This window comes from Companilactobacillus halodurans, assembly GCF_009600985.1.
Classification (GTDB): domain Bacteria; phylum Bacillota; class Bacilli; order Lactobacillales; family Lactobacillaceae; genus Companilactobacillus; species Companilactobacillus halodurans.
This window is the reverse complement of record NZ_VDFP01000150.1, coordinates 1-1,351: the sequence shown is the minus strand read 5'-3', so window position 1 is coordinate 1,351 and position 1,351 is coordinate 1. Positions and strand designations below refer to the sequence as shown.

The window sequence follows — 1,351 nt, the reverse complement described above, 5'->3', positions numbered from 1 at the left end:
CGATCTTGCACAATTGTGGCACGCTGACATTATATTTAGCAGCCATTTGCTTAATGCGTTCATCCTTCAAAGCTGCACCATGGGCAACAGGTGAAAATGCTTCGACTGCAATATCATTAGCTTGAGAATATTTGATAATATCCATTGGTGTATCGCCGATATGAATCTGCACTTGATTGACTGCTGGTTTAGTTGAACTATTTTTAATTAAATTATCCAAATCTTCCTTATCAAAACTTGAGACACCAATAGTCTTTAACTTACCAGCTTTGACAGCATCTTCCATCGCACGCCATGTTTCCAAATTACCTTCAAAGTGACGATCATTGCCTTGGTTAACTTCATTCCAAGGTTGAGGGTTATGAATAATCATCATATCCAAATAATCCAAATCCATCTTACTCAAGGTTTCGTCAATTGACCGCTTAGCTTCATCGTAATTTTTAATCTCAGCGGCAACCTTAGAATTTACAAAAATTTTATCACGGCTAACACTAGCATTACGAACACCTTCACCGACGCCACGTTCATTGCCATATGCTTGAGCAGTATCAATATGTCTGTAACCAATCTTTACCGCATTCTTTACGGCATCAGCAGTTTGATCATCAGGAATCTCCCAAACACCTAAAGCCAATTTAGGAATTTTAACTCCATTATTCATCGTAAATGTTTCATCAAAAACAGTCATAAAATATCCTCCTTATTTGTAACCGCTTATATTATAAGTTCAAACTATACTTCTTGTCCTGTAGGACGAATTACCATTTCATTAACAGCCATATTAGCTGGTGTATCAATTACAAAAGCTACTGCTTGAGCAATTTCTTCTGGTTGTAAAGCCATCATTTCTGAACCAGGTTGTTTCATAGCTTCCTTTAAACCATTACGAACTTCATCATTATTGATTGAATCGAATAATTCAGTTTTAACTGATCCCGGAGCAATAATTGTTGTCTTGATATTATTGCTATGTTCTTCTTGACGCAAACCTTCCATGATTGCTCGAACCGCATATTTAGTTCCAGAATAAGCTGCATAACCGGGTAAAACTTCATAGCCTAAAACTGATGATGTGGTGATTACATGCCCGCTCTTTTGTTGCTTCATAACTGGTAAGGCTGCAGCAATCCCGTTCAAGACACCTTTTACATTAATATCAAGCATATATTGCCATTCATCATGAGCTAATTGGTCCAAATTATTTACTGGCATAATCCCAGCATTATTGAATAAAACATCGATTCGACCATATGCTGCAACCGTCCCATCAATAACTTTTTGAACCTCATCAGCTTTAGTTACGTCTGCTTCAAAAGTTTTGATTTCAGCGCCTGTATTTTGTTGTTTA

Annotated in this window: 2 protein-coding genes; both read right to left on the bottom strand. The window is 37.0% G+C overall.

Going from position 1 to position 1,351, the window contains the following annotated elements; translation table 11 throughout:
- Nucleotides 1–691: aldo/keto reductase (locus tag FHL06_RS13170; RefSeq protein WP_153387067.1), on the bottom strand; the 691-nt coding region annotated here is incomplete at its 3' end.
- A 44-nt stretch (nt 692–735) separates the two neighbouring features.
- Nucleotides 736–1,351, bottom strand: a 616-nt coding sequence (locus tag FHL06_RS13165; protein ID WP_153387065.1) for an SDR family oxidoreductase, incomplete at its 5' end; no start/stop codon positions are given.